The 23883-nt window shown below is 60.1% G+C and carries 23 protein-coding genes; 19 read left to right on the top strand and 4 right to left on the bottom strand.

The annotated features are described in order from the left end of the window. Nucleotide 1: 1 nt before the first annotated feature. The 17 genes from tli1 (LGL98_RS14270) to LGL98_RS14190 all read left to right on the top strand — a co-directional run bounded on the left by tli1 (LGL98_RS14270) (nucleotide 2) and on the right by LGL98_RS14190 (nucleotide 19431). Nucleotides 2-523, top strand: a complete 522-nt coding sequence (gene tli1 / locus LGL98_RS14270; protein ID WP_226651753.1) for a T6SS immunity phospholipase A1-binding lipoprotein Tli1-KP — start codon at nucleotides 2-4, stop codon at nucleotides 521-523. A 67-nt stretch (nucleotides 524-590) separates the two neighbouring features. Next, nucleotides 591-1121 carry a T6SS immunity phospholipase A1-binding lipoprotein Tli1-KP gene (gene tli1 / locus LGL98_RS14265; protein WP_002902176.1) on the top strand — a complete coding sequence of 177 codons (531 nt, stop codon included), beginning with the start codon at nucleotides 591-593 and terminating at the stop codon, nucleotides 1119-1121. 68 nt (nucleotides 1122-1189) lie between these two features. Further along, nucleotides 1190-1714: a T6SS immunity phospholipase A1-binding lipoprotein Tli1-KP gene (tli1, locus tag LGL98_RS14260; protein ID WP_025862318.1), complete on the top strand. Its 525-nt coding sequence runs from the start codon at nucleotides 1190-1192 to the stop codon at nucleotides 1712-1714. Beyond that, nucleotides 1702-4155, top strand: a complete 2454-nt coding sequence (locus LGL98_RS14255) for a T6SS phospholipase effector Tle1-like catalytic domain-containing protein (protein ID WP_226651752.1) — start codon at nucleotides 1702-1704, stop codon at nucleotides 4153-4155. Before tli1 (LGL98_RS14260) ends, LGL98_RS14255 begins: the two co-directional genes overlap by 13 nt. 38 nt (nucleotides 4156-4193) lie before the next feature. Further along, entirely contained in the window at nucleotides 4194-4724 is a 531-nt protein-coding gene (gene tli1 / locus LGL98_RS14250) for a T6SS immunity phospholipase A1-binding lipoprotein Tli1-KP (protein WP_226651751.1), read from the top strand. A 67-nt stretch (nucleotides 4725-4791) separates the two neighbouring features. Next, nucleotides 4792-5376 (top strand): DUF3304 domain-containing protein, encoded by a 585-nt coding sequence (locus LGL98_RS14245; RefSeq protein ID WP_226651750.1) that lies wholly within the window; start codon nucleotides 4792-4794, stop codon nucleotides 5374-5376. A 67-nt stretch (nucleotides 5377-5443) separates the two neighbouring features. Then, a complete protein-coding gene (tli1, locus tag LGL98_RS14240; RefSeq protein WP_226651749.1) occupies nucleotides 5444-5965 on the top strand; it encodes a T6SS immunity phospholipase A1-binding lipoprotein Tli1-KP in 522 nt (173 codons plus the stop codon). Nucleotides 5966-6032: 67 nt separating this feature from the next. Next, nucleotides 6033-6563, top strand: coding sequence for a T6SS immunity phospholipase A1-binding lipoprotein Tli1-KP (gene tli1, locus LGL98_RS14235; protein ID WP_023287563.1), 531 nt, complete (start codon nucleotides 6033-6035; stop codon nucleotides 6561-6563). Beyond that, nucleotides 6551-8992 (top strand): T6SS phospholipase effector Tle1-like catalytic domain-containing protein, encoded by a 2442-nt coding sequence (locus LGL98_RS14230; RefSeq protein WP_226651748.1) that lies wholly within the window; start codon nucleotides 6551-6553, stop codon nucleotides 8990-8992. The genes tli1 (LGL98_RS14235) and LGL98_RS14230 overlap by 13 nt, the downstream gene beginning before the upstream one ends. A 20-nt stretch (nucleotides 8993-9012) precedes the next feature. After that, entirely contained in the window at nucleotides 9013-9270 is a 258-nt protein-coding gene (locus LGL98_RS14225; protein WP_002902252.1) for a PAAR domain-containing protein, read from the top strand. Then, nucleotides 9267-10406 (top strand): KPHS_23130 family T6SS system protein, encoded by a 1140-nt coding sequence (locus LGL98_RS14220; RefSeq protein ID WP_136032949.1) that lies wholly within the window; start codon nucleotides 9267-9269, stop codon nucleotides 10404-10406. The genes LGL98_RS14225 and LGL98_RS14220 overlap by 4 nt, the downstream gene beginning before the upstream one ends. After that, nucleotides 10390-13818, top strand: coding sequence for an ImcF-related family protein (locus LGL98_RS14215; RefSeq protein WP_136032951.1), 3429 nt, complete (start codon nucleotides 10390-10392; stop codon nucleotides 13816-13818). Before LGL98_RS14220 ends, LGL98_RS14215 begins: the two co-directional genes overlap by 17 nt. Then, nucleotides 13815-15407, top strand: a complete 1593-nt coding sequence (tssA, locus tag LGL98_RS14210; protein ID WP_136032953.1) for a type VI secretion system protein TssA — start codon at nucleotides 13815-13817, stop codon at nucleotides 15405-15407. Before LGL98_RS14215 ends, tssA begins: the two co-directional genes overlap by 4 nt. A 79-nt stretch (nucleotides 15408-15486) precedes the next feature. Then, entirely contained in the window at nucleotides 15487-17241 is a 1755-nt protein-coding gene (tssF, locus tag LGL98_RS14205) for a type VI secretion system baseplate subunit TssF (RefSeq protein ID WP_136032956.1), read from the top strand. Continuing rightward, nucleotides 17205-18290, top strand: coding sequence for a type VI secretion system baseplate subunit TssG (gene tssG, locus LGL98_RS14200; RefSeq protein WP_136032958.1), 1086 nt, complete (start codon nucleotides 17205-17207; stop codon nucleotides 18288-18290). The genes tssF and tssG overlap by 37 nt, the downstream gene beginning before the upstream one ends. Next, entirely contained in the window at nucleotides 18268-18810 is a 543-nt protein-coding gene (gene tssJ / locus LGL98_RS14195) for a type VI secretion system lipoprotein TssJ (protein WP_136032960.1), read from the top strand. The genes tssG and tssJ overlap by 23 nt, the downstream gene beginning before the upstream one ends. Nucleotides 18811-18936: 126 nt before the next feature. Continuing rightward, nucleotides 18937-19431, top strand: a complete 495-nt coding sequence (locus LGL98_RS14190; protein ID WP_136032962.1) for a hypothetical protein — start codon at nucleotides 18937-18939, stop codon at nucleotides 19429-19431. A 60-nt stretch (nucleotides 19432-19491) separates the two neighbouring features. Here the strand turns inward: LGL98_RS14190 and bdcA are convergent, their stop codons facing one another. Then, nucleotides 19492-20205, bottom strand: a complete 714-nt coding sequence (bdcA, locus tag LGL98_RS14185; protein ID WP_136032965.1) for an SDR family oxidoreductase — start codon at nucleotides 20203-20205, stop codon at nucleotides 19492-19494. 73 nt (nucleotides 20206-20278) lie between these two features. Here bdcA and LGL98_RS14180 point away from each other — a divergent pair, with 73 nt between their 5' ends. Beyond that, on the top strand, nucleotides 20279-20872 hold the full coding sequence (locus LGL98_RS14180) for a TetR/AcrR family transcriptional regulator (protein WP_136032967.1): 594 nt from the start codon (nucleotides 20279-20281) through the stop codon (nucleotides 20870-20872). 4 nt (nucleotides 20873-20876) lie between these two features. Here the strand turns inward: LGL98_RS14180 and LGL98_RS14175 are convergent, their stop codons facing one another. Continuing rightward, a complete protein-coding gene (locus LGL98_RS14175; RefSeq protein WP_136032969.1) occupies nucleotides 20877-21632 on the bottom strand; it encodes an SDR family NAD(P)-dependent oxidoreductase in 756 nt (251 codons plus the stop codon). Between the two features lie 158 nt (nucleotides 21633-21790). On the opposite strand from LGL98_RS14175, the gene LGL98_RS14170 reads away from it, so the two are divergent. After that, nucleotides 21791-22669, top strand: coding sequence for an AraC family transcriptional regulator (locus LGL98_RS14170; RefSeq protein ID WP_136032971.1), 879 nt, complete (start codon nucleotides 21791-21793; stop codon nucleotides 22667-22669). A 50-nt stretch (nucleotides 22670-22719) separates the two neighbouring features. On the opposite strand, the gene LGL98_RS14165 is transcribed toward LGL98_RS14170, so the two are convergent. Continuing rightward, nucleotides 22720-22926, bottom strand: a complete 207-nt coding sequence (locus LGL98_RS14165; protein ID WP_012968391.1) for a YdgH/BhsA/McbA family protein — start codon at nucleotides 22924-22926, stop codon at nucleotides 22720-22722. 25 nt (nucleotides 22927-22951) lie between these two features. Further along, on the bottom strand, nucleotides 22952-23881 hold the full coding sequence (locus LGL98_RS14160) for an aromatic alcohol reductase (RefSeq protein ID WP_136032973.1): 930 nt from the start codon (nucleotides 23879-23881) through the stop codon (nucleotides 22952-22954). Nucleotides 23882-23883: the final 2 nt, after the last annotated feature.

Here is a 23883-nt window from a genome sequence, read left to right as displayed (position 1 = left end):
GATGAAATCTGCATTAATCAGCCCGCTGCTGGCGGGTCTGCTGCTGTTAACCGGCTGCGCGCAGCCTGCCGCCCGGGCCGGAGGCGGCACCATTGACGCCATCAACCACACCAAATGGGCGATCAACCACTTCAGTATCAACGGCCAGTCGGGCATCGACATTATAGGTCCGTTCCAGGGGGGCGGTGGCGGCTGCTGCTTCAGCGTACCCGCCCGCTGGACGCCGGGTATGACGGTGCGCGTTGACTGGGAAAGTGGTGAGGCATCGACTGAAGGTTTTCCTGGATTTGCTGATTCAAAAAAATACAGAGAGTGGAGAGATAATTTAAAACAAAACAACCGTCAGCACAGTAAAACCGTCCCGTTGCCCGACTATAACGGCCAGGATGTGTGCGGCATTACGGTGCACTTTTTACCCTGCGATGACGTGAAGGTGACCACCAGCTGTTACACCTACGGCAGTCCGTCGTACCCGATAAAAGAGCCCGTCAGGATGAAGGAGCCCGCCGTATGTCCGAAGTAGCACGCCTTCGTTTCCCCGGGGTGACATCACCATCCCTTCATTACCCTCAACCGACAGGGAGAGTCCGATGAAATCTGCATTAATCAGCCCGCTGCTGGCGGGTCTGCTGCTGTTAACCGGCTGCGCGCAGCCTGCCGCACAGGCCGGAGGCGGCGGTGGCGGAACAATAAAAGCCATCAACCACACCAAATGGGCGATCAACCACTTCAGTGTCAACGGCCAGTCGGGCATCGATTCAATAGGCCCGTTTCAGGGGGGCGGAGGCGGCTGCTGCTTCAGCGTGCCCGCCCGCTGGACGCCGGGTATGACGGTGCGCGTTGAATGGGAAACCGGGCAGGGTTCATCCGCGGGTTTCCCGGGGTTTGCTGATGAGGCGAAATACCTTGCCTGGAAAAAAGGGATTGATGCCCAAAAGAGGCAGCACAGCAAAACCGTTCCGCTGCCCGACTATAACGGCCAGGATGTATGCGGCATTACGGTGCACTTTTTACCCTGCGATGACGTGAAGGTGACCACCAGCTGCTGGTCACCGAGAAATGCGAACTATCCGATAAAAGAGCCCGTCAGGATGAAGGAGCCCGCCGTCTGTCCGAAGTAGCCCGCCTTCGTTTATTCAGGATGGCATCACCTTCACTTAATCACCCTCAAACCGACAGGGAGAGTCCGATGAAATCTGCATTAATCAGCCCGCTGCTGGCGGGTCTGCTGCTGTTAACCGGCTGCGCACAGCCTGCCGCACAGGCCGGAGGCGGTGGCACCATTGACGCCATCAACCACACCAAATGGGCAATTAACCACTTCAGTATCAATGGCCAGTCGGGTATCGATTCAATAGGCCCGTTTCAGGGGGGCGGTGGCGGCTGCTGCTTCAGCGTGCCCGCCCGCTGGACGCCGGGTATGACGGTGCGCGTTGACTGGGAAACCGGGCAGGGTTCATCTGCGGGTTTCCCGGGGTTTGCTGACAGGGCTAAATATAAAGCCTGGATAGCAGACATTGATGCCCAAAAACGCCAGCACAGCCAAACCGTTCCGCTGCCCGACTATAACGGCCAGGATGTGTGCGGCATTACAGTGCACTTTTTACCCTGCGATGACGTGAAGGTGACCACCAGCTGTTACACCTACGGCAGTCCGTCGTACCCGATAAAAGAGCCCGTCAGGATGAAGGAGCCCGCCGTATGTCCGAAATAACCGAAACCCATGCCGCCTGGGTCCCGCCGCCGTTTCCGCCGCAGGGACGTCTGCCGGGCCGGGCGCTGCAGGTTGGGCAGAACTGCCATCAGCAGAACAGCGACGAGCGGCGCTATCACCAGGAACTGTGCCTGGCTGCCGGACGTCGCGTGGAGCCGCCGTGCTGCAAGACGCTGCACATCAGCCTGTTTTTCGACGGTACGGGTAATAACCTGAACAATGACCTGCTGCTGTCTGACCCGAAGCATCCGACCAATATCGCGCGTTTGTTTCGCGCCACCATTGGCGACGGCACCGCCGGCGGCGTCACTGATACCAAAAAGATGCCGCTGGATGGGGTAAAAGACAGTGGAGGAAAATACTTCAAGTTTTATATTCCCGGTGTGGGCACCCCGTTCCCGGAAGTGAATGACCCGGACTATTCGACCATGGGTCTGGTGGGTGCAGTTAAGGGTGAGGAGCGGATTAACTGGGCGCTGCTGCGGATTATTGATGTGCTAATGCGCCTGAGTAAGGACAAGGAAAACAACAGCATAAAGCTGTCCGAAGGAGCCAGCCGTGAATCCCTCAAAAAAATGGGTACCAGCTGGAACCGGCTGTGGTTTGGCGGCAGCCATAACCGCTATGAAGAGTTCACTCGTTTGCTGAATGATTTGGCCTCTGATTTGAAGCCCCTGATTATTCAGCCTGAGCCGGGCAAGCCGAAACTGACAGGCATCAAGCTGTATGTCTATGGTTTTTCCCGCGGCGCGGCAGCGGCGCGCACCTTTGTGCGCTGGCTGAGCGAACTGCTGCCCCCGCCGGCGGCGGAAGGTGAAAAACCGCCGCAGTGCCTGCAGACAGGCGGGATGCAGCTGCCCGTCAGCGTGGAGTTTCTCGGACTGCTGGATACGGTGGCCTCCGTCGGGGTGGCGCATGTGGTGCCGGTTGCCGACGGGCATATGTCCTGGGCAGACGGCACGATGGAGCTGCCGGATGATGAAACCTATGGCGGGCTGATAAAAAAATGTGTTCACCTGGTCTCCGGGCATGAGCAGCGTCTCTGCTTTCCGCTGGACTCGGTGCGGCGGGCAAACGGCAAATACCCGCCCTGTGCCACTGAGGTGGTTTACCCGGGGATGCACTCGGATATTGGTGGAGGATATCCGCCGGGGGATCAGGGGAAAGCGAATGGTGAGGATGACAGCTTATTACTATCGCAGATCCCACTTAATGATTTGTATGAAGCCGCTTTTGAGGTTGGAGCACCGTTGAAAGTTCCTGAAGGTATTTTGCCTGATGACTTGAGCGCTCAACGTTGGAGAATTATGGATGCGGATACCCTCTCCGAATTCGATGTTGATACACCACTAGTCAAACGCTTCAACGCCTGGCGCGAACTTACCCTGGGCCAAACCACGCCGAAAACGTTCGATCCCGAAGCAGCCTCTCACTACGAACCACCTGCCGCCGGCGGCAGTCTGGAAACCGTCATTGCTGAGCAGATGGCCTGGATCACCGCCTGGCGCATCGACCGCTATGCCAGAGGCTCGATGCTGAAAACGCCCTTCTATCAGCGCGCCACGAATACCGAAGCGCTGCCTGCCGCGCGGAAGGCGGCAGAAGTGATTCGTGATAAAGAACAGGAGAAGGTGCTCAGTGCTCGCCAGAACCAGATAGCAAACCAGCCTCCTGACAGGATGGACGAGCTGGTTCTGCAGCCGGGCGTGAAGGATTTTGACCCAAAGATGGATCAAACCCAGCTGTTCGACGCGGCGAAGGAGTTCGGAAAGGATTACCACGGCGGTTACCGTATCCCGGATAACCTGGCGCAGCTGGTGCTGGATACCGTGCTGCAGCCGGTGATTTTCGTTCTCAATACCGATGATGAAGCGCAGGAATACCGGCGCATGAAGCGTGACGGAGAAGCCCGGGTGGCCGTCCTCTTTCCCGATGCCGGGGAGGCCAGCAACGCGGAACAGCCTGCCGGGCTGGTGAGGGCGCTGTTTGATGACCAGATACATGACTCACGCGCCTGGTTTATGTATGCCGCGCTCGGCACGCGCGAGATGTGGACCGGTTACTTCCGCTACCGGATGATTTACTTCAGCGAGCGCTGCAGTAAACCGCTCTCGCCGCTGGTGCTCGCCGGAGACCTGGTGGGTTTTGCGACCGTGACCGCGGGTGTCGTGCTCAGTTTCCGGCAAAAGCGCCTGACCGGCAAGCTGGCCGGGCTGGCTGCGACAGGCGCCGTGCGCTCGCTGGAGGTGGCGGTGCTGGACCAGATAACCGGGGAAGCGCTGCCGGAGCTGCCCGGAGGGGAGCAGCTGCGGGCATTTACCCACGAGCCGGGAACCGTTGTCGCACAGCAAAAGGCGCGGAAAGCGGACGAGCAGCTGGCGCGGGGGCAAGCCGCGCTGCCGGCCAGCTGGCTGGAGGACGTTCTGACGACAACGGTCTGAACGCGGATAAGGAGGAACCGATGGACAGGGATAGCCCGATGACATCTGCATTAATCAGCCCGCTGCTGGCGGGTCTGCTGCTGTTAACCGGCTGCGCGCAGTCAGCCGCACAGGCCGGAGGCGGCGGAGGCGGCACCATTGACGCCATCAACCACACCAAATGGGCAATTAACCACTTCAGTATCAATGGCCAGTCGGGTATCGATTCAATAGGCCCGTTTCAGGGGGGCGGAGGCGGCTGCTGCTTCAGCGTGCCCGCCCGCTGGACGCCGGGTATGACGGTGCGCGTTGACTGGGAAAGTGGGGAAGCTTCAACTGATGATTTCCCGGGATATGAAAACTGGAATAAATATCTTGAATGGGAAAAGAAAATAAAAGCCAGTCATCGGCAGCACAGCAAAACTGTCCCGCTGCCCGACTATAACGGCCAGGATGTGTGCGGCATTACGGTGCACTTTTTACCCTGCGATGACGTGAAGGTGACCACCAGCTGTTACACCTACGGCAGTCCGTCGTACCCGATAAAAGAGCCCGTCAGGATGAAGGAGCCGGCCGTCTGTCCGGAGTAGCACGCCCCGTTTATTCAGGCTGGCATCACCTTCACTTAATCACCCTCAAACCGACAGGGAGAGTCCGATGAAATCTGCATTAATCAGCCCGCTGCTGGCGGGTCTGCTGCTGTTAACCGGCTGCGCGCAGCCTGCCGCCCGGGCCGGAGGCGGCACCATTGACGCCATCAACCACACCAAATGGGCGATCAACCACTTCAGTATCAACGGCCAGTCGGGCATCGACATTATAGGTCCGTTCCAGGGGGGCGGTGGCGGCTGCTGCTTCAGCGTACCCGCCCGCTGGACGCCGGGTATGACGGTGCGCGTTGATTGGGAAAGTGGAGTCGCATTTGCCAGAGACATTCCTGAAATTCCTGAACCTGCTTATCCGAATTATAAAGGGCAGGATAATAAAGTCTGGACCGAAGAAATAGCAGAATATAACCAACAAAAAAGAGTTTGGTATAAAAAAATCAAAGCACTAAAACGCCAGCACAGCAAAACCGTTCCGCTGCCCGACTATAACGGCCAGGATGTGTGCGGCATTACGGTGCACTTTTTACCCTGCGATGACGTGAAGGTGACCACCAGCTGTTACACCTACGGCAGTCCGTCCTACCCGATAAAAGAGCCCGTCAGGATGAAGGAGCCCGCCGTCTGTCCGAAGTAGCTCGCCTCCGTTTCCCAGGGGTGGCATCACCCTCACTTAATCACCCTCAACCGACAGGGAGAGTCCGATGAAATCTGCATTAATCAGCCCGCTGCTGGCGGGTCTGCTGCTGTTAACCGGCTGCGCACAGCCAGCCGCCCGGGCCGGCGGCGGCGCCATTGACGCCATCAACCACACAAAATGGGCGATCAACCACTTCAGTGTCAACGGCCAGTCGGGCATCGACATTATAGGCCCGTTTCAGGGGGGCGGTGGCGGCTGCTGCTTCAGCGTGCCCGCCCGCTGGACGCCGGGTATGACAGTGCGCGTTGACTGGGAATCAGGCGTTGGTGGTTCTAAAGGTTTTCCTGGATTTGCCGACAGGGAAAAATACAAGGCCTGGAAAAAAGGGATTGATGCCCAAAAGAGGCAGCACAGTAAAACCGTCCCGTTGCCCGACTATAACGGCCAGGATGTGTGCGGCATTACGGTGCACTTTTTACCCTGCGATGACGTGATGGTGACCACCAGCTGCTACACCTACGGCAGTCCGTCCTACCCGATAAAAGAGCCCGTCAGGATGAAGGAGCCCGCCGTCTGTCCGAAGTAGCACGCCCCGTTTATTCAGGCTGGCATCACCCTCACTTAATCACCCTCAAACCGACAGGGAGAGTCCGATGAAATCTGCATTAATCAGCCCGCTGCTGGCGGGTCTGCTGCTGTTAACCGGCTGCGCACAGCCTGCCGCACAGGCCGGAGGCGGCGGTGGCGGAACAATAAAAGCCATCAACCACACAAAATGGGCAATTAACCACTTCAGTATCAATGGCCAGTCGGGCATCGACATTATAGGCCCGTTCCAGGGAGGCGGTGGCGGCTGCTGCTTCAGCGTGCCCGCCCGCTGGACGCCGGGTATGACGGTGCGCGTTGACTGGGAAACCGGGGTGGGTGATACAGAAGGTTCCCCTGGCTTTGGTAATGATGAAAAGTACCTTGCCTGGGTTAAGAAAATGAAGGCTCAGAACCGTCAGCACAGCAAAACCGTTCCGCTGCCTGACTATAACGGCCAGGATGTGTGCGGCATTACGGTGCACTTTTTACCCTGCGATGACGTGAAGGTGACTACCAGCTGCTGGTCACCGAGAAATGTGAACTATCCGATAAAAGAGCCCGTCAGGATGAAGGAGCCCGCCGTATGTCCGAAATAACCGAAACCCATACCGCCTGGGTCCCGCCGCCGTTTCCGCCGCAGGGACGTCTGCCGGGCCGGGCGCTGCAGGTTGGGCAGAACTGCCATCAGCAGAACAGCGACGAGCGGCGCTATCACCAGGAACTGTGCCTGGCTGCCGGACGTCGCGTGGAGCCGCCGTGCTGCAAGACGCTGCACATCAGCCTGTTTTTCGACGGTACCGGCAATAACTTAAATCATGACTTTTTTATCGCGAACCCGAAACATCCGACCAATATCGCCCGGCTGTTTCGGGCGACTATTGGAACGGGAACGGCTGGCGGGGTGCCGTCTGACGATCAGAGCAAGCTGTTTGATGATGACGCCGAGGGGGACGGGAAATATTTTAAATTCTATATGCCCGGCGTGGGCACCCCCTTCCCGGAAGTGAATGACCCGGACTATTCCACCATGGGTCTGGTGGGGGCAGTTAAGGGGGAGGATCGGATTAACTGGGCGCTGCTGCGCATAATCGATGTGCTGATGTTTAGTGCCACCGAAAAATGGCTGACCACCACAGAGAGTCGTCGTTCACTGAAAGAAATGAGCACCAGCTGGAACCGGCTGTGGTTTGGCGGCAGCCATAACCGCTATGAAGAGTTCACTCGCTTGCTGAATGGTCTTGCCCCGAAACTGATGCCGATGCTGATTCAGCCTGAGCCGGGCAAGCCGAAACTGACAGGCATCAAGCTGTATGTCTATGGTTTTTCCCGCGGCGCGGCAGCGGCGCGCACCTTTGTGCGCTGGCTGAGCGAACTGCTGCCCCCGCCGGCGGCGGAAGGTGAAAAACCGCCGCAGTGCCTGCAGACAGGCGGGATGCAGCTGCCCGTCAGCGTGGAGTTTCTCGGGCTGCTGGATACGGTGGCCTCCGTCGGGGTGGCGCATGTGGTGCCGGTTGCCGACGGGCATATGTCCTGGGCAGACGGCACGATGGAGCTGCCGGATGATGAAACCTATGGCGGGCTGATAAAAAAATGTGTTCACCTGGTCTCCGGGCATGAGCAGCGTCTCTGCTTTCCGCTGGACTCTGTGCGCCGGGCAAACGGCAAATACCCGCCCTGTGCCATTGAGGTGGTTTACCCGGGAATGCACTCGGATATTGGTGGAGGATATCCGCCGGGGGAGCAGGGGAAGGGGAATGCTGAACATGATGGGCATTTGTTGTCTCAAATAGTGTTACATGACATGTATTCAGCAGCGTTTAACTGTGGCGCTCCGTTAAAGGTTCCTAAACAGGCGTTGCCTGAAAAATTTAAGTCACAAAGTTGGAGAGTCATTCCTCTTGATCTAGATTCTCAGTTCTTTGTATCTGAAGTTTTAAGTGCACGCTTCAACGCCTGGCGCGAACTTACCCTGGGCCAAACCACGCCGAAAACGTTCGATCCCGAAGCAGCCTCTCACTACGAACCACCTGCCGCCGGCGGCAGTCTGGAAACCGTCATTGCTGAGCAGATGGCCTGGATCACCGCCTGGCGCATCGACCGCTATGCCAGAGGCTCGATGCTGAAAACGCCCTTCTATCAGCGCGCCACGAATACCGAAGCGCTGCCTGCCGCGCGGAAGGCGGCAGAAGTGATTCGTGATAAAGAACAGGAGAAGGTGCTCAGTGCTCGCCAGAACCAGATAGCAAACCAGCCTCCTGACAGGATGGATGAGCTGGTTCTGCAGCCGGGCGTGAAGGATTTTGACCCAAAGATGGATCAAACCCAGCTGTTCGACGCGGCGAAGGAGTTCGGAAAGGATTACCACGACGGTTACCGTATTCCGGATAACCTGGCGCAGCTGGTGCTGGATACCGTGCTGCAGCCGGTGATTTTCGTTCTCAATACCGATGATGAAGCGCAGGAATACCGGCGCATGAAGCGTGACGGAGAGGCCCGGGTGGCCGTCCTCTTTCCCGATGCCGGGGAAGCCAGCAACGCGGAGCAGCCTGCCGGACTGGTGAGGGCGCTGTTTGATGATCAGGTGCATGACTCACGCGCCTGGTTTATGTATGCCGCGCTCGGCACGCGCGAGATGTGGACCGGTTACTTCCGCTACCGGATGATTTACTTCAGCGAGCGCTGCAGTAAACCGCTCTCGCCGCTGGTGCTCGCCGGAGACCTGGTGGGTTTTGCGACCGTGACCGCGGGTGTCGTGCTCAGTTTCCGGCAAAAGCGCCTGACCGGCAAGCTGGCCGGGCTGGCTGCGACAGGCGCCGTGCGCTCGCTGGAGGTGGCGGTGCTGGACAAGATAACCGGGGAAGCGCTGCCGGAGCTGCCCGGAGGGGCGCAGCTGCGGGCATTTACCCACGAGCCGGGAACCGTTGTCGCACAGCAAAAGGCGCGGAAAGCGGAAGAGCAGCTGGCGCGGGGGCAAGCCGCGCTGCCGGCCAGCTGGCTGGAGGACGTTCTGACGACAACGGTCTGAACGCGGATAAGGAGGATCCGATGAATAAAGTCATTCGCAAAGGCGATACCCTGCGGGAGTATGGGGGCAGGGTGCTGATGGGGCATTATCAGTGTTTTGGTCTGGGATTCGCCTGCAAGGGCGACCCGGTCAAGTGTAACAAACACGGTATGACGACCATTGCTGAAGGCAGCGCACGAACCACGATTGATGGCCAGCCGGTTGCGCTGCACGGTCATCGCTGCGCCTGCGGCTGCACGCTGGTCAGCTCTAACCCAGACTGCGGGGTTGATCAGTGAGGCCGGTACCGGAGTATCCCCCGTACGGAGACGCGCGACCGCCTGGTACGGCCAGGTGGCTATCGGCTTCGGCCCTGCTGGTCCTGCTTAGCGGCGGGGTCAGCGCTTTACTTCCCTCGGCAGAAGGAAAAAGCGCCCTGGCCGCCACCGGGATCCTGTTGGCTCTGGTGCTGGCGGGTACCGGCTGGTTGATCCGGCTGCTGTACTACCGCATGAGCGTGCATAACGCCAGGTTCTATGACCAACTGGTAGCATACGAACAACAGCAATGGTGGGCGGAGCATCGGCAGCCGATCGGGTTACAGGAAGGTCTGTTGCTGGGGCCCATGGGCAAAACGACCACTGACTGGCTGCGGGTGCTAAGCCGTCACCAGCGTCCGCCAGAGGAAGAGAACGAGGGCGGCGGCAGGGCGCTGCGAGCGCCATACCTTTCAGTTTCTGAGGCTATCGCCCGCGAAAAACGGCTGGCGGAACTACTGGTGATGGAATGGCAACGACAGCGCAGTGAAAGAACGCTTACGCCGCCGCTGCGTTGCTACTGGCAGGGAACGGAGCTCGCCTGGCAGGCGTTTCGTGCACAGATGACCCTCACTGTTGCGCAGATGACACTACCATCACGCCCGCATGCCTGGCGTGGGGAGGCCAGCCTCGCGGAGATAACACACGCTCTGGCGGAAGCTGACCCCCATGACACTGTGCTTATCGCCGGATGTCAGGTGGTTGTCGCCCAGCCGGGGGCCGTAAAACCCGCCGGAGAATCTGCGGTAATGTGGCTCGCCGGACGGGACGGCCCGGTGCTCCTGACCAGGGGGGAAATCTATTGCGCAGAAAAAGGGGAGGCCCTGACTGCTGTAGCCGCTCGTGTGCTGGAGCAGAACGAACTGAGCGGCCCCCCGGAAGCCTGTGCGCTGTTTTTTCAGCCGGGACTGGAAACGCTGGCGCACAGCGGTTGGGATATCAACCTGTATCGCCAGGATGCCTGTTGGGGAGACATCGGCGAGATGGAAGGCTTGACCGTTCTGTCGCTGGCGGCGATCTACGCCGCGCACTACCAACAACCGTGTGGCTGGCTAGCCCGCGATCCCTTGAATACCCTCGCAATTGGAATTGTAAAACCTGATGGACAACGTCAATAAACCTGTAGCTATCTCTGTGGCGGCTACGGTTATCGTCTGTATTGCTGCGGTCACGCTTGTGGTGCTCCTGGGCGGGCTGGCATGGTGGCTGTGGGCGATGGATCGTGCCACGCAGTGGGAAACGCTGCGCCCGCTTATCGCCACGGGCTTTATTATCTGGGGGATGGCACTCAGCCTGCTGGTACTGGGGTTTATGGCCTTTCGACTGCTGATAAAAGATAAGGTTAAGCCTTCAGCCGCGCCTGTGCGGCAACCCACCAGGCCTGCCGGGGGCGAAGCCCTTTATGCCCCGCTGAAAAAGCACCTTCACGCACGTTACCGCCTGCGCTGGCGCCGCAAAGTCCGCCTGCTGCTGGTCACCGGCGACGATGCAGCAATCGAACAACTGGCGCCTGGTCTGCGTCAGCAGCAGTGGCTTGAAGGTAACCGCACTGTGCTGATTTACGGCGGTAACCTGATCACAGAGCCCGACCAAGAAAAATACGCCGCGCTGCGCAAGCTGCGTCGTGGTCGTCCTCTGGACGGAATTGTGCGGGTGATGCCGTCGTCTCTCACCCTGACGCCGCAGATAAGTGAGAGCGACCTGCGCGGGCTGGAAAAAATCAGCGAACTGCTGCGCTATGCCGCCCCGGTCTGGCTGTGGAAACTGTGCGACAGTGAGTGGCCGCAGGCTGACCGCGCGGTGCAGGCGGTAGGGGTTAGCTTCCCGTTACGCGCTACCGAGGACGATGTCGCCCGTCAGCTTGCGCAGATGCTGCCCACGCTGCGGGAGCAGGGGATGCGCCAGATCGCGGAGGAGACCCGCCACGACTTTCTGCTGCGTCTGGGGCAGCGGCTTATCGACGGGGGGATCGCGCAATGGCGCTGGCAGCTGGCGCCGTGGCTGACCGCCTCGCGGCAGCGGCTTGCGCTGCGTGGCCTGATGTTTAGCCTGCCAGAGCCTCGTACCGTAGATCCGTATCAGGAAGCTGATGCCCTGCCTGCGAACCAGCCTCATCTCCTGACGCTGCCCGCGACCTGGCAGGGGATCGTCGATGACTGCGGCCGTTTACGCGGGCATCACGTGGGAATGGCATGGGAGCGGGGCCTGGCGTGCGGTCTGCTGGCCATCCTCGGCCTGTGGGCAGCGGGACTGCTGCTCTCCTTTGCCCTTAATTACAGCCAGATTGCTACAGTCGCGGGAAAAGCCCGCGACCTGGTGGCCCACCCCTCCGTTTCTGACTATCAACTGACGGCCCTCCATGCCCTGCGCAATGAGGCCGGCCGTCTCGTGCACGATGGGCAGAATGGCGCTCCCTGGTATCGGCGCTTTGGTCTGGACCATCATCAGCAACTATTAAACGCCGTCCTACCCTGGTACGGTGTGGCAAATCATCGCCTGATACGTGACCCGGCCAATGCCGCGTTGCAGCAGGCGCTCAGCGCGCTGGTCAACTCCGCCCCCAATAGCGACCAACGAGCCAGGCTGGCGAAACCGGGCTATGACCAGCTGAAAGCCTGGCTGATGATGGCTCGTCCGGATAAAGCCGATGGCGCATTTTTTGCGCAGACCATGAAAAAGGTCCAGCCGACGCGAATGGGGATCTCGACCGGTCTGTGGCAAAGTCTGGCGCCGGATTTGTGGGCCTTTTATCTCTCCCTGCTGCCCGAGCGGCCAGAGTGGAAGATCATCCCGGATGCGCAACGGGTGAGTCAGAGCCGTCAGGTTCTGTTGCAGCAGCTAGGTCGCCGCAATGCCGAAAGCACCTTATATGAGAACATGCTTAAATCCGTGCGTCGTAATTTTGCCGATGTGTCGCTGGAAGACATGACCAGTGGCACCGATGCGCGCCGGCTGTTTACCACCGATGAAGTGGTCCCGGGGATGTTTACCCGCCAGGCATGGGAAGGCGGCATTCAGCAGGCCATTGATAAGGCAGCCAGCTCGCGCCGGGAGGAAATCGACTGGGTGCTGAGCGATTCGCGCAAAACGGTGTCGACAGACCTGTCGCCGCAGGCGCTGAAAGCGCGTCTGACCCGACGCTACTTCACCGATTTCGCTGGCAGCTGGCTGAATTTTCTCAACAGTCTGCGACTCAACCCGACGACCAATATCGCCGATGTTACCGACCAGCTCACGCTAATAAGCGATGTCCGCCAGTCGCCGCTGATTGCCCTGATGAATACCCTTGCCTGGCAGGGGCAGGCGGGGCAACAAAGGGAGGGGCTGTCGGACAGCCTTATTAAATCGGCCAAAGACCTGGTGGGCGGGAAAGACAAGCCGGTGATCGACCAGTCGGCCGCCGGCCCGCAGGGGCCTCTGGATGACACCTTCGGCCCACTACTCCAGCTGATGGGGAAAAACACCGGCAGCAACGTCATGTCGGCCGATAGCACCCTGAGCCTGCAAACCTATCTGACCCGTATCACCCGCGTGCGCCTGCGCCTGCAGCAGGTTGCGAATGCCTCCGATCCGCAGGAAATGATGCAGGTCCTGGCGCAGACCGTCTTCCAGGGGAAAAGCGTCGACCTGACCGACACGCAACAGTACGGTAGCCTGATTTCGGCAAGCCTTGGCGAAGAGTGGAGTGGCTTCGGTAATACTCTGTTTGTGCAGCCGCTGACTCAGGCCTGGGAAACCGTGCTTCTGCCGTCGGCGGCCAGTCTGAATGATAAATGGCGCCGCTCGGTGGTGGCCAACTGGCACACCGCCTTTGACGGACGCTTTCCGTTTGCCGCCAGCAAAAGCGATGCCTCCCTGCCGATGCTGGCTGAGTTTGTGCGCAAGGACAGCGGGCGGATCGAACGTTTTCTCACGACGGAGCTGAACGGTGTCCTGCATAAAGAAGGCAGTCAGTGGGTGCCGGATAAGGTCAACAGTCACGGCCTGGTCTTTAATCCGGCCTTTCTGCGCGCGATCAACCAGCTAAGCCAGCTGTCCGACATTCTTTTCACCGACGGCAGCCAGGGGATCAGCTTTGAGTTACAGGCCAGGCCTGCCCCGGAGGTTGTCGAGACACAGCTGACGATAGACGGCCAAAAGCTGCGCTATTTCAATCAAATGGCCGACTGGCAGACTTTCCGCTGGCCGGGGGAGACGTATAAACCCGGCACTCTGCTGACCTGGACCACCGTCAATGCGGGCACGCGTCTGTTCGGTGACTACAGCGGTACCTGGGGTTTTATTCGCTGGCTGGAGCAGGGTAAGCGCCATCCGCTGGATCGCAGCCAGTGGATGATGAGCTTCACCGCCCCGGATGGTCGCACCCTGCAGTGGGTATTGCGCTCTCAGCTTGGGAGCGGCCCACTGGTGCTTCTGGCGCTGCGCGGATTGACCCTGCCGGATCAGATTTTTAGTGTCGATGCGGCTGAGAGCGCACATGCCCTGACGACGGGGGGAGGGAATAGTGACATGGATGAGATGGAATTATGAGTATTTTACAAAATCTGGTTGCCGCCAGTCAGTTGGATGAAAGCGTACTGCGCCAGCAGGCCCGGTCACGCCAGACTCAGTGGCAGTCCTGGCTTGCGCCAATCAGTGATAGCCAGCCCACCGGGAGCGATCCGGGCTATGACGATGATTTTCAGCGTATCCGCGAGGAGGTCAATAAGATCTCCGGTGTCGATACCGAACTGATTTGCCAGCTGGCAGAAAAACTGCTGACTCAGACCTGCAAGGATCTGCGCGTGATCACCTTTTACGTTTGGGCGCGTCTGCAGCGCGATGGCGAAACCGGTCTGGCGGAGGGCGTTACGCTGCTGGCGGCAATGCTTGAGCGGTTTGGGGCTATGCTCCATCCCCAGCGTGAACGTAGCTGTAAATCGGCGCTGGAATGGCTTGGCAGTCGCCGGATGTCGGACACTTTGTCTCTTTATCCGGAAGTGGACATGACCACTATGCAGGTCATTATCGGGGCGTTATTGCTGGCGGAAGCCTCTTTTTCCGGCTTGGCGGAGGCATCCCGCCCCGATCTTTCCGGGCTATATCAGATACTGGAGAACCGCCTGGTGCAAAACGGCGGAGCCCGCAGTCTGGTGCCGCAGACCAGCCGCGAAGAACACGATCTGCTGCCCCAACATGCAGACACCGCACCGGTAATGCATACCGTCACGTCAGGTCGTGATTTGCTCGATCAGGCTAAGGTGCTGGCGAAATATCTGCGCGAGTGTCCCGGCGGATGGCTGGCAGGTCATCATCTGATGAAGAGTGTGCGTTGGGATACGTTAACGGAGTTACCGCCGCTGGATGCCTCCGGCCGGACACGGCTATTGCCTCCCAAGCCTGAGAGTAAAGCGCATCTTAAGCGGTTGTATTTGCAGAAAAGTTGGTCAGAACTGCTGGAGCATACGGACACGCTGTTGGCGCAAGGCGTCAACCATCTGTGGCTGGATGTGCAGTGGTACGCCTGGCAGGCGCTACTGAAACTGGATGCTGACAGTGTACGGGCCGATATCCTGTGCCGGGATATGAAAGGGCTGCTGGTTCGTCTGCCGGGGCTGGAAACTCTGGCATTTAACGATGGTACGCCATTTGCCGATGAAGTGACGCTCAACTGGCTTAACGAACGAGTCCTGGATGAGATGGCCGGATGGCAAGATGAGCCGGTGATGGCGGCGACCAACGCTGATGAGGTGCTGTCGCTGGAGCCAGAAGTGCTCACCCGCGCGGACGCTGAAGGTATTGAGTCGGCGTTGAACTGGTTACAGGCACAGCCGGGCTATACCACCAGTCGCAATCGGTGGCTGATGCGCTTACTGATGGCGCGGGTCAGCGAGCAGTACGGAAAAAATGAAATGGCGCTGCATCTGCTGGCGGAACTCGACAGCCGCGCCCGGGAAATGACGCTCGAACAATGGAAGCCGGAGCTTATCTTTGAGGTCAAAGCCCGCCGACTCCGGCTGCTCAGAAGCAAAGCCGGGCGCAGTGAGGCAGAAAAAAATCGCTTGCTGCCAGAAATGGAGTCATTGCTTGCCGGGCTTATCGCTCTGGATCCCGCTCGCGCCGCGGTGCTGTGCGCATAATTCACGCATCATTCACATTGCACTCCCTGCACCTGCAGTTCTCTGCATATCTGAAAGCTATTACTCATTCTGGTGATTTATGGACGATTTAACCTTGCGTTATTACGACGCTGAAATGCGCTACCTGCTGGAAGCGGGTGAAGAGTTTGCCCGCGCGCATCCTGAGCAGGCGGCAATGCTCAATCTCGACAAAGCGGGCGCCCGCGACCCTTTTGTCGAGCGCCTGTTTGAAGGTTTTGCCTTCCTGATGGGCCGCATGCGCGAGAAGCTCGATGACGATCTGCCTGAGCTGACCGAAGGCGTGGTCAGTCTGCTGTGGCCACATTATTTACGTACCATTCCCTCGATGTCGGTCGTGGAATTCACCCCCGACTGGCCGGAAATGAAAGAATCGATGACGATAGGCAAAGGTTTTGCAGTACTTTCCCGGCCGATCGGTGAAAAGGGCACGCGCTGCCGGTACACCACCACCAAAGCACTCGTTCTGCAGCCGTTGTCCCTTGAGCGCGTCCAGCTGGCTACCGATACGGATGGCCGGTCGGTGATCACGCTGCGCTTTACCTGCAGCCAGCTGACGGACTGGCGCCAGGTCGATCTCAGTCATATTCCGCTGTATTGCAACGCCGATGCGCCGCTGGCCTGCGCCATGCACGAGGCCTTTACCCTCAATGTGGCCCGGATGTGGCTGCGCATGCCCGATGAGGTGGACAGAAGGCCGCTGGACGGGTATTTCAGCGCGCTGGGATTTGGTGAGGATGACGGCCTCTGGCCTGAAGATGGCCGCAGTTTTCGCGGTTACCAGCTGCTGCTGGAGTATTTTACCTTCCGCGAAAAGTTCATGTTCATCGACCTGCGCGGCCTGGAGACAGTGGATTTACCGGCCGGAATGGCGTGGTTTGAAATCGATGTCGTGCTGGCGGAACGCTGGGAACATGACTTCCGCTTCAGCGAAAAGCAGTTGCGCCTGCACTGCGTGCCAGTGATCAACCTCTTTCCGCTGGAGTCCGATCCGCTGACCATCAATTCCCTGCAGACCGAATATCCGCTGCGCCCGATGCGCGTGCAGGACGGCCACACCGAAATTTACACCGTCGATTCCGTGATCTCCTCGCACCAGCAGGTTTATGCGCCGTTCTCAAGTTTTCGCCACAAAGGCGGCATGATGCGTCATGACGCGGCGGATTATTACTATCATACCCGGGTGCGCCGTGGCCCCTCGGGGCTGTACAACACCTGGCTTATCGTCGGCGGAGAAGCCTTTGATAATCATAGCGTACCGGAAGATGAAAGCCTGTCGCTGACCCTCACCGGAACCAACGGCCAGCTGCCGCGTCGCGCGCTGCAGAGCACCGTGCTCGATACGGTGATGAAAACCACTTCGGCCAGCGTCGCGGTGCGTAACCTCTGCGCGCCGACGCTGCCGTGCTATCCCCCCGCCCAGGACCGTTTTCACTGGCGGGTGCTGAGCCATCTGGGCAGCAGTTTTCTTTCCCTGATGGACAACGCTGAAGTCCTGCGCGGCACCCTGGCGCTGTATGAATGGACCGACAGCGAGATGAATCGTCGGCGTCTGGAAGCCATCCTCGACGTGAAGCACCGCGCAACAGAGCGCTTTGCTCAGGGCCATCTGGTGCGCGGCGTGCAGATTGAAGTCACCCTCGACAGTCACGGCTTTGCCGGACGAGGCGACATATGCCTGTTTGGCGAGATGCTTAGCCGCTTCTTCGCGCTCTACACCGACATCTATTTGTTCAACCGCCTGATTATCATTCTGCAACCAACCGGAGAACGACTGGAATGGGAAGAGAAGCACAGCCGACGCATTCCCGGCTGACCCCGCGGCTGGAGGCCGACCTGCCGCGGATCAATTTTTACCGCTTCTGCCAGCTTCTGGAAAAACGGCGTCCCGGCCAACCGCTGATGGGGGGAACCAGCCATCCGGCTGACGATCCGGTGCGTTTTTACCCGCATCCGGGAATGGGATTTCCCGCCAGCGAACTGAAGGCCGTGGAATACGATGAGGCCGATGACAGCAGGCCGCCGGTCATTCGCGCCACCTTTATGGGGTTGTACGGTGTCGATTCGCCGCTTCCGACGGCATATCTCGATGATATCGCCCAGCGCAGGGAAGGGCATGAAGCGCTGCAGGGCTTACTGGATATCTTCAGCCACCGGATCATGACGCAGTTTTACCGCATCTGGCGGAAATACTCCTGGCCCGCCACCTTTGAGCCCGGCGGCACCGATCGTCTCTCGCAGTCGCTGCTGGGCCTGGCGGGGCTGGGCATCCCCGGCACGACGCAGCATATCGCCTCGCCGGCGTCGCGCTTTCTGGCGCTAACTGGCGTGCTGCGTCAGCCGGGCAAAACCCAGCAAGGGATCCAGGCGCTGGTCACCCTGCTGGCCCCGGAGACCACCGTCAGGGTGAGCCCGTATAGCCTGCGTCCGCTGGCGATCAGCCAGCCGCTGGGGTTTTACGGCGATGACGACTTCTTTCTCGACGGCAATACGCCGTTGGGTGACGAAGCGATGGACGCCAGCAGCCAGCTCCTCGTCGCCCTTACCACCGACAATCCCGCGGAGGCGCAGGGCTGGAAGCCTGACGGCCCGCTGTTTCGGGACTTTCTCATCCTGCTGCGGGTATACCTCGGCTGGCGATTCCGGGCCAACATCACCCTGACCGCGCCGACCCGACTGCTGGCCGTCCCGCCGCTGGGGGACGAGCCGTTCTGGCTCGGTATGAACGGCGTGCTGGGCGTGGGGGAGGGCGAGAGTCAGGACGATATTCCTCAGACCTTTACCACCGAGCTGGGTACCTATACGGGCCTGCAGCCTGCCACCTTATCTCAAGGAAACCGACGTGTTACGTATAAGTTTGACTAAAACCGCCTGCCTGCTGCCCCTGCTTGCGCTTTGCCTGAGCGGATGCGGGCTCACCCAGCGCGTCTCGGAGGGAACAAAGTCTGCTTTCAACGCCGTTTTTTATAAGCAAATTAATACACTGCATCTGGACTTTACCGCGCGTGAAGCGCTCAACACCGATGCCAGAGAGAATCATTCGCTCTCTGAACCGGTGGTGGTGCGCATCTATCAGCTTAAAGATCGCCAGACCTTTGACCGGCTGGTTTACCAGCAACTGCTGGAGGAGGGGGATATTTTGCTCGCCGCCGATCTCCTCGCCAGTCGCGATGTGGTGATCGGTCCCGGAGGGGATGCCAGTCTGAATATGCCGCTGGAAGCGGAGGCGACGTTCGTGGCGGTTGTCGGCCTGTTCCGCCATCCGGACACAGAAAGAAATACCTGGAAGCAGCTGCTGGCGCGTGAGGAATTGGATCCGGACAAGCCGCGCATTTTCACCGCCGAAAATAACCAACTACGGCTCAGGCCTGAAGCGGCGAAGTAACGTCGAAAACAAACCTTTGCGGCGGGGCCATCGCGCCAGTTCACCCTCAACCTTCGTTAACCAGCGAACTGGCGACAATCATCTTCATCCGGCCCCAGCGGCTTCACCACAGCACAGGGAGATAACGTGACAGCGAGGGAACGTTTTTTTAAGAAACTGCAGCAACAGCAAAATCCGCGGCGGACAGCGGTCCTCGACGGGTCGGCCGCCGCGGATATCGCCAGGTTTCGTCAGCAGATGGCGGCGCTGGCTCAGCAGATAAATCAGTGGTTTGACGGAACCGGTATCGAGGTGGTGATTTCAACCCGCCATCTCCACGACCTGAGCACCCTTGGCTACAGCCTCAACAGCGGCATCTGCCGGTACGATATCCCGGCCATTCGTCTGCAAAACGGCGAGCGCAGCGTCAATATCGTGCCGCAGCAGCTGTTGGATGGCGTGGAAAAGGGGATCGTGACGCTGAGTCTCGAGACACCCGGCGGTGCGGGCTCCCGGGAGGTGTATTATCTGAGCCTGGCGCCGGAGGATGGCTGGATGATCCGCAAGGCGCACCAGTCTCCAGAGGCGCGGCTTATGCTTACCGAAGATCGTTTTTTTATGGCGGTCGACAGTCTGGCCTGATGATACCCTGCGGGCCAGTACGCCCATGCGGCGGTGCAAAGCGCGCGCCGCCCTGGGCCATCAGGCGCCAAACGCCCCGTCGATGGTGTGCATGGCGCCAGTAACAAACGACGCCTCCGGACCGGCCAGCCACGCCACCATTCCCGCCACCTCTTCCGGGCGGCCATGACGCTTAATCGCCATAAAGCTGTGCATCAGCTCTTTCATCGGGCCGTTCTCCGGGTTGGCATCGGTATCAATTGGGCCGGGCTGGACGACGTTGACCGTAATGCCGCGCGGGCCAAAATCCCGCGCCAGGCCGCGCGCCAGCCCCTGCAGGGCCGATTTGCTGACCGCATAGGCCGCCATTCCCGGCACCGGCATGCGATCGCCATTGACTGAGCCGATGACAATAATGCGCCCGCCTTCCGGCATCCGGCGCGCCGCTTCCACGGAGGCATGGTAGGGGGCATGAATATTGATGCGGAACAGGCGATCGATAGCATCGCTGTCCTGCTCGAGAGCGTCACCGAAAATCGCGATCCCGGCATTGACCACTAACACATCCAGCGGGCCGCTGTCGCGGACCAGGCTTATCACCGCATCGCGATCGGCGCTGTCCGCCTGCACCGCCGTGCTGCCGGTCTCTGCCGCCAGCCGCTCGGCCGCATCCGGCGAACCGGAATAGCTAAACACCACCGATGCGCCATCGGCGACAAAACGCCTGACGATCGCCGCGCCAATTCCCCGACTCCCACCTAAAACCAGCACTGATTTGTTGTGAAACGCTGTCATATCCCGCACCTCATGATATTGTAGTGATGATTACAATATGCTGCGGCAAAACAGGCTGTCAAGGATTAATATAGTGACCACTACAAAACCAGGGCGTACTCCGGGACGTCCCCGCCAGTTTGATGCGGAACAAGCCATTGAAACGGCGCAACGCCTCTTCCACGCGCGAGGCTACGACGCGGTGAGCGTGGCCGATCTGACCCAGGCTTTCGGCATCAACCCCCCGAGCTTTTATGCCGCTTTCGGCAGCAAGCTCGGGCTGTATACCCGCGTCCTGCAGCGCTACAGCCAGACCGGGGCCATCCCCATCGACGCCCTGCTGCGAGACAACCAGCCGGTGGCGGCATCGCTCATCGCCGTGCTGCAGGAGGCGGCTCGCCGCTATGTGGCCGATCCGGCCGCTGCCGGCTGCCTGGTGCTGGAGGGGGTACATTGTCAGGATGCTGACGCCCGGGTGGCGGCAGGCGAATGGCATGCTGCGGCCAGAGCCAAAATCCAACAGTATATCGCCCGCCATCGTCCGCAGGACGCGCTGCGGGTGACTGACTATATGGATACACTGATGCTTGGCCTGTCGGCGAAAGCGCGGGAAGGGGATAGTCTGCCGCGTCTTCTGGAGACCGTGCGGCTGGCAGGCCTGGCGCTGGAGCGCCTCCTGCCAGCCTGAGTTGTCAGATGGTTTGTCCGCCCGACACCTCGATCCGCTGGGCGGTCACCCAGCGGTTATCGTCGCGCAGCAGGCTGGCGATCATCGGCCCAATATCCTCGGGAACGCCCACCCGTCCCAGCGCCGTCATGGCGGCAAACTGCGCGTTTACCCCTGCGTCGTCCCGCACCAGCCCACCGCCAAAATCGGTGGCGATAGCGCCGGGGGCGATGGTATTGACGGTGATACCGCGCCCGCCCAGCTCGCGGGCCATATACACGCTCAGCATCTCCACGGCCGCTTTGGCGGCGGCGTAGGCGGAGAAGCCAGGATAGGAGACGCGGGTCAGCCCGGAGGAAAAGTTAACAATCCGTCCGCCGTCTGCCAGCAGCGGCAGCAGGGTTTGTACGAGGAAAAATACCCCCTTAACGTGGACGTTAAACAGCCCGTCGAACTGCGCTTCGCGCGTTTCGGCCAGCGGGGCGAATTCGCCGTGCCCTGCGTTATTGATCAGATGGTCGAAAGTGGCCCGCCCCCAGACGCTGGCCAGCGCGCTGCCGAGGCTGTCGGCGAAGGCCGGGAAGCTGGCGGTTTGCGCCATATCCAGCTGCAGGGCGATGGCCTTGCGCCCCAGGGCGCGGATGTCGGCGACCACCGCTTCCGCCTGTTCGAGACTGCCGCGGTAGGTGACGATGACATCCCCACCCTGGCGGGCGATATCCAGTGCGGTCTGACGGCCAAGGCCGCGGTTGGCGCCGGTAATAAGTGCAATCTTAGTCATGTTCGGTCCTCTCTGGTATGTTGAGGCTCTACAATAGGGGCCGCGCGTCAGGCCGGGTTGCCCAATCCTTGTTATTTTTTGCCCATTTCTCTCCGTTCACTCCCTTTTCCCGGGAAATAGCGCATACTCAGGCTTTAAAACTTGCCTGAAAGGAACGTATGCGCGACGCCCTGTTCGATCTCTGCCGCCGGTTTGCCGATGCTCATGTCGATAGCAGCGGGGTGGCGGCTACCCCGGTTCCCGGTATTACTCTGGTGCGGGCCCTGCATCCTGGTGACCTGCAGGCGGCTATCGCCAGGCCGCTGGTGGCTATGCTGCTCCAGGGGCGCAAGAGCGTGACCACCGGCCTGGCAAGCTTTGACTATGGTCCGGGCGAGGCGATGGTGATTGCCGCGGATGTCCCCACCACCAGCCAGATCACCGAGGCCAGTCAGCGTTTTCCCTATTACGCGCTGGTGCTGGAGCTGGACCTGGCTATCCTGCGCGAGCTGCAGGAGGCCGGGCCGTCAGGGCCGGAGGAAGCGCCCCGCGTTGGTATCGAACCGATGAATGCCGATGTGACGGACGCCGCGTACCGGCTGGCAAGGCTGTTTGAACAACCGGGGGCGCTGGCGGTGCTGGGGGAAGGTCTGCGGCGGGAGCTGCATTACTGGCTGTTGCAGAGTGTCCATGGGCCGGCCATCCGGGCGCTGGGCGCCGTGGACAGCCATTCGGCGCGGATCCGCCGGGCGGTGGCGATGCTGCGCCGGGATTTTATGCAGCCAGTCAGCGTCGACGCGCTGGCCGATGCCGCCGGGATGAGCGTCTCTGTCTTTCACCGTCATTTTCGCGCCATGACCACGCTGTCACCGCTGCAGTTTCAGAAGCAGTTGCGCCTGATCCACGCCCGCCGCCTGATGCTGGCGGAAGGCATGAGTATCGCGCAGGCTGCCGGGGAGGTGGGCTATATCAGTGTGTCGCAGTTTACCCGGGAGTATGCTCGCCTGTATGGCGCGCCGCCGGGCCGCGATCGTCGGCGGGAAAAAATGAGCGCCTGACCTGCCGCGCGGGCAGGCGGCAGCTCATCCCTGAGCCTGGCGCCGGTGGTTTAGTCCGCGATTTTCGCCGTGATATGCACTTTGTTGCCCATTCGCGCTTCAGTAATGCGATAGGCGGTTGCGCCCTCGCGGGCGGCCTGCTGGCGGATTTTGCTCTCCGCATGGTCCAGGGTATCGCCGGTGGCGGTGATGGTTCTGGCATTTGCCGCCAGGGGCAGCAGACAACTCAATACGATCAGTGGAATCAACTTGTTCATCGTCATTCTGTCCTGTGAGAGAAAATCAGCGCGCGGCCTGCAGCCAGCCGGCAATGTCCTGGGTCGGCAGCTGGTGGCGGGCATTCCAGGTGTCGCCCATCGGCCACCACACGCCATCCCCCCGGGCGAAGGCGGCGCGATAGCGCAGCATGGCGTCATCCGGGTCTGTCCGCAGCTGCTCCAGCAGGGCGGGCAGGGTGTGGACGGCTTTGCTGAACGTCTGCTGCGTTACGCGCTCCACGGTATCCGCCAGCTGGCGGTAAGAGGTCGTTTCGCCGGCAACAAACACCACTTCGTTGACGATCCGCGGCTGATGCAGATAAATCGCCGTGGTCAGGCGGCCAATATCCGCCGGTGAGGTGACGGTCACCTGGGTATCCCAGCTGCCAAGGGCGTGAAGGGTTCGGTTGGATAAATTCACCACATCGAAGTCTGGTTCGAAGAGAAAGCTGGTAAACATCCCGGTGGAGACAATGACCCACTCCGTGGCCTGCTGCGCGCGCAGCAGGGTCCGGACATCGTACTGCTCGTCCCAGACCGGCTGGCCGCTGCCTTTGCCGACCACATCGTAATTGACGCCAAACTGCCAGGGAAAATAGCGGGGTACCCCGGCCGCCAGCACCGCGCGGGTGATTTTCAGCTGTGTCCCCGGACCGGCGACAAACCCCATGCAGTTAATCACGGTGGTGAATCCGCGAAACTCACCGGCCAGTGTCTCCATGGCGCTACCGGCGATGTCGACGGCGAGGAAGGTGGCTCCGGCGTCGGCCAGCGCCTGATGGTTTGCTGACCGCAGCTGGCCGGCTTCATCCCAGGCCCCCGGCGAGACGATAACCGAGACCGTGCCCTGGCGCTGGATCACCGCCGGCACCAGCGCATCGAGAACGGCAGCGCCCAGTTGTCCCGCTCCCAGCACCAATACCTTTTCCTCATGATTAAGATTATCAGTTTTCATTT

Source organism: Klebsiella africana, from assembly GCF_020526085.1.
Lineage (GTDB): Bacteria > Pseudomonadota > Gammaproteobacteria > Enterobacterales > Enterobacteriaceae > Klebsiella > Klebsiella africana.
Note: the sequence above shows the minus strand (reverse complement) of the source record. Positions and strands in the feature narration are given on the sequence as shown.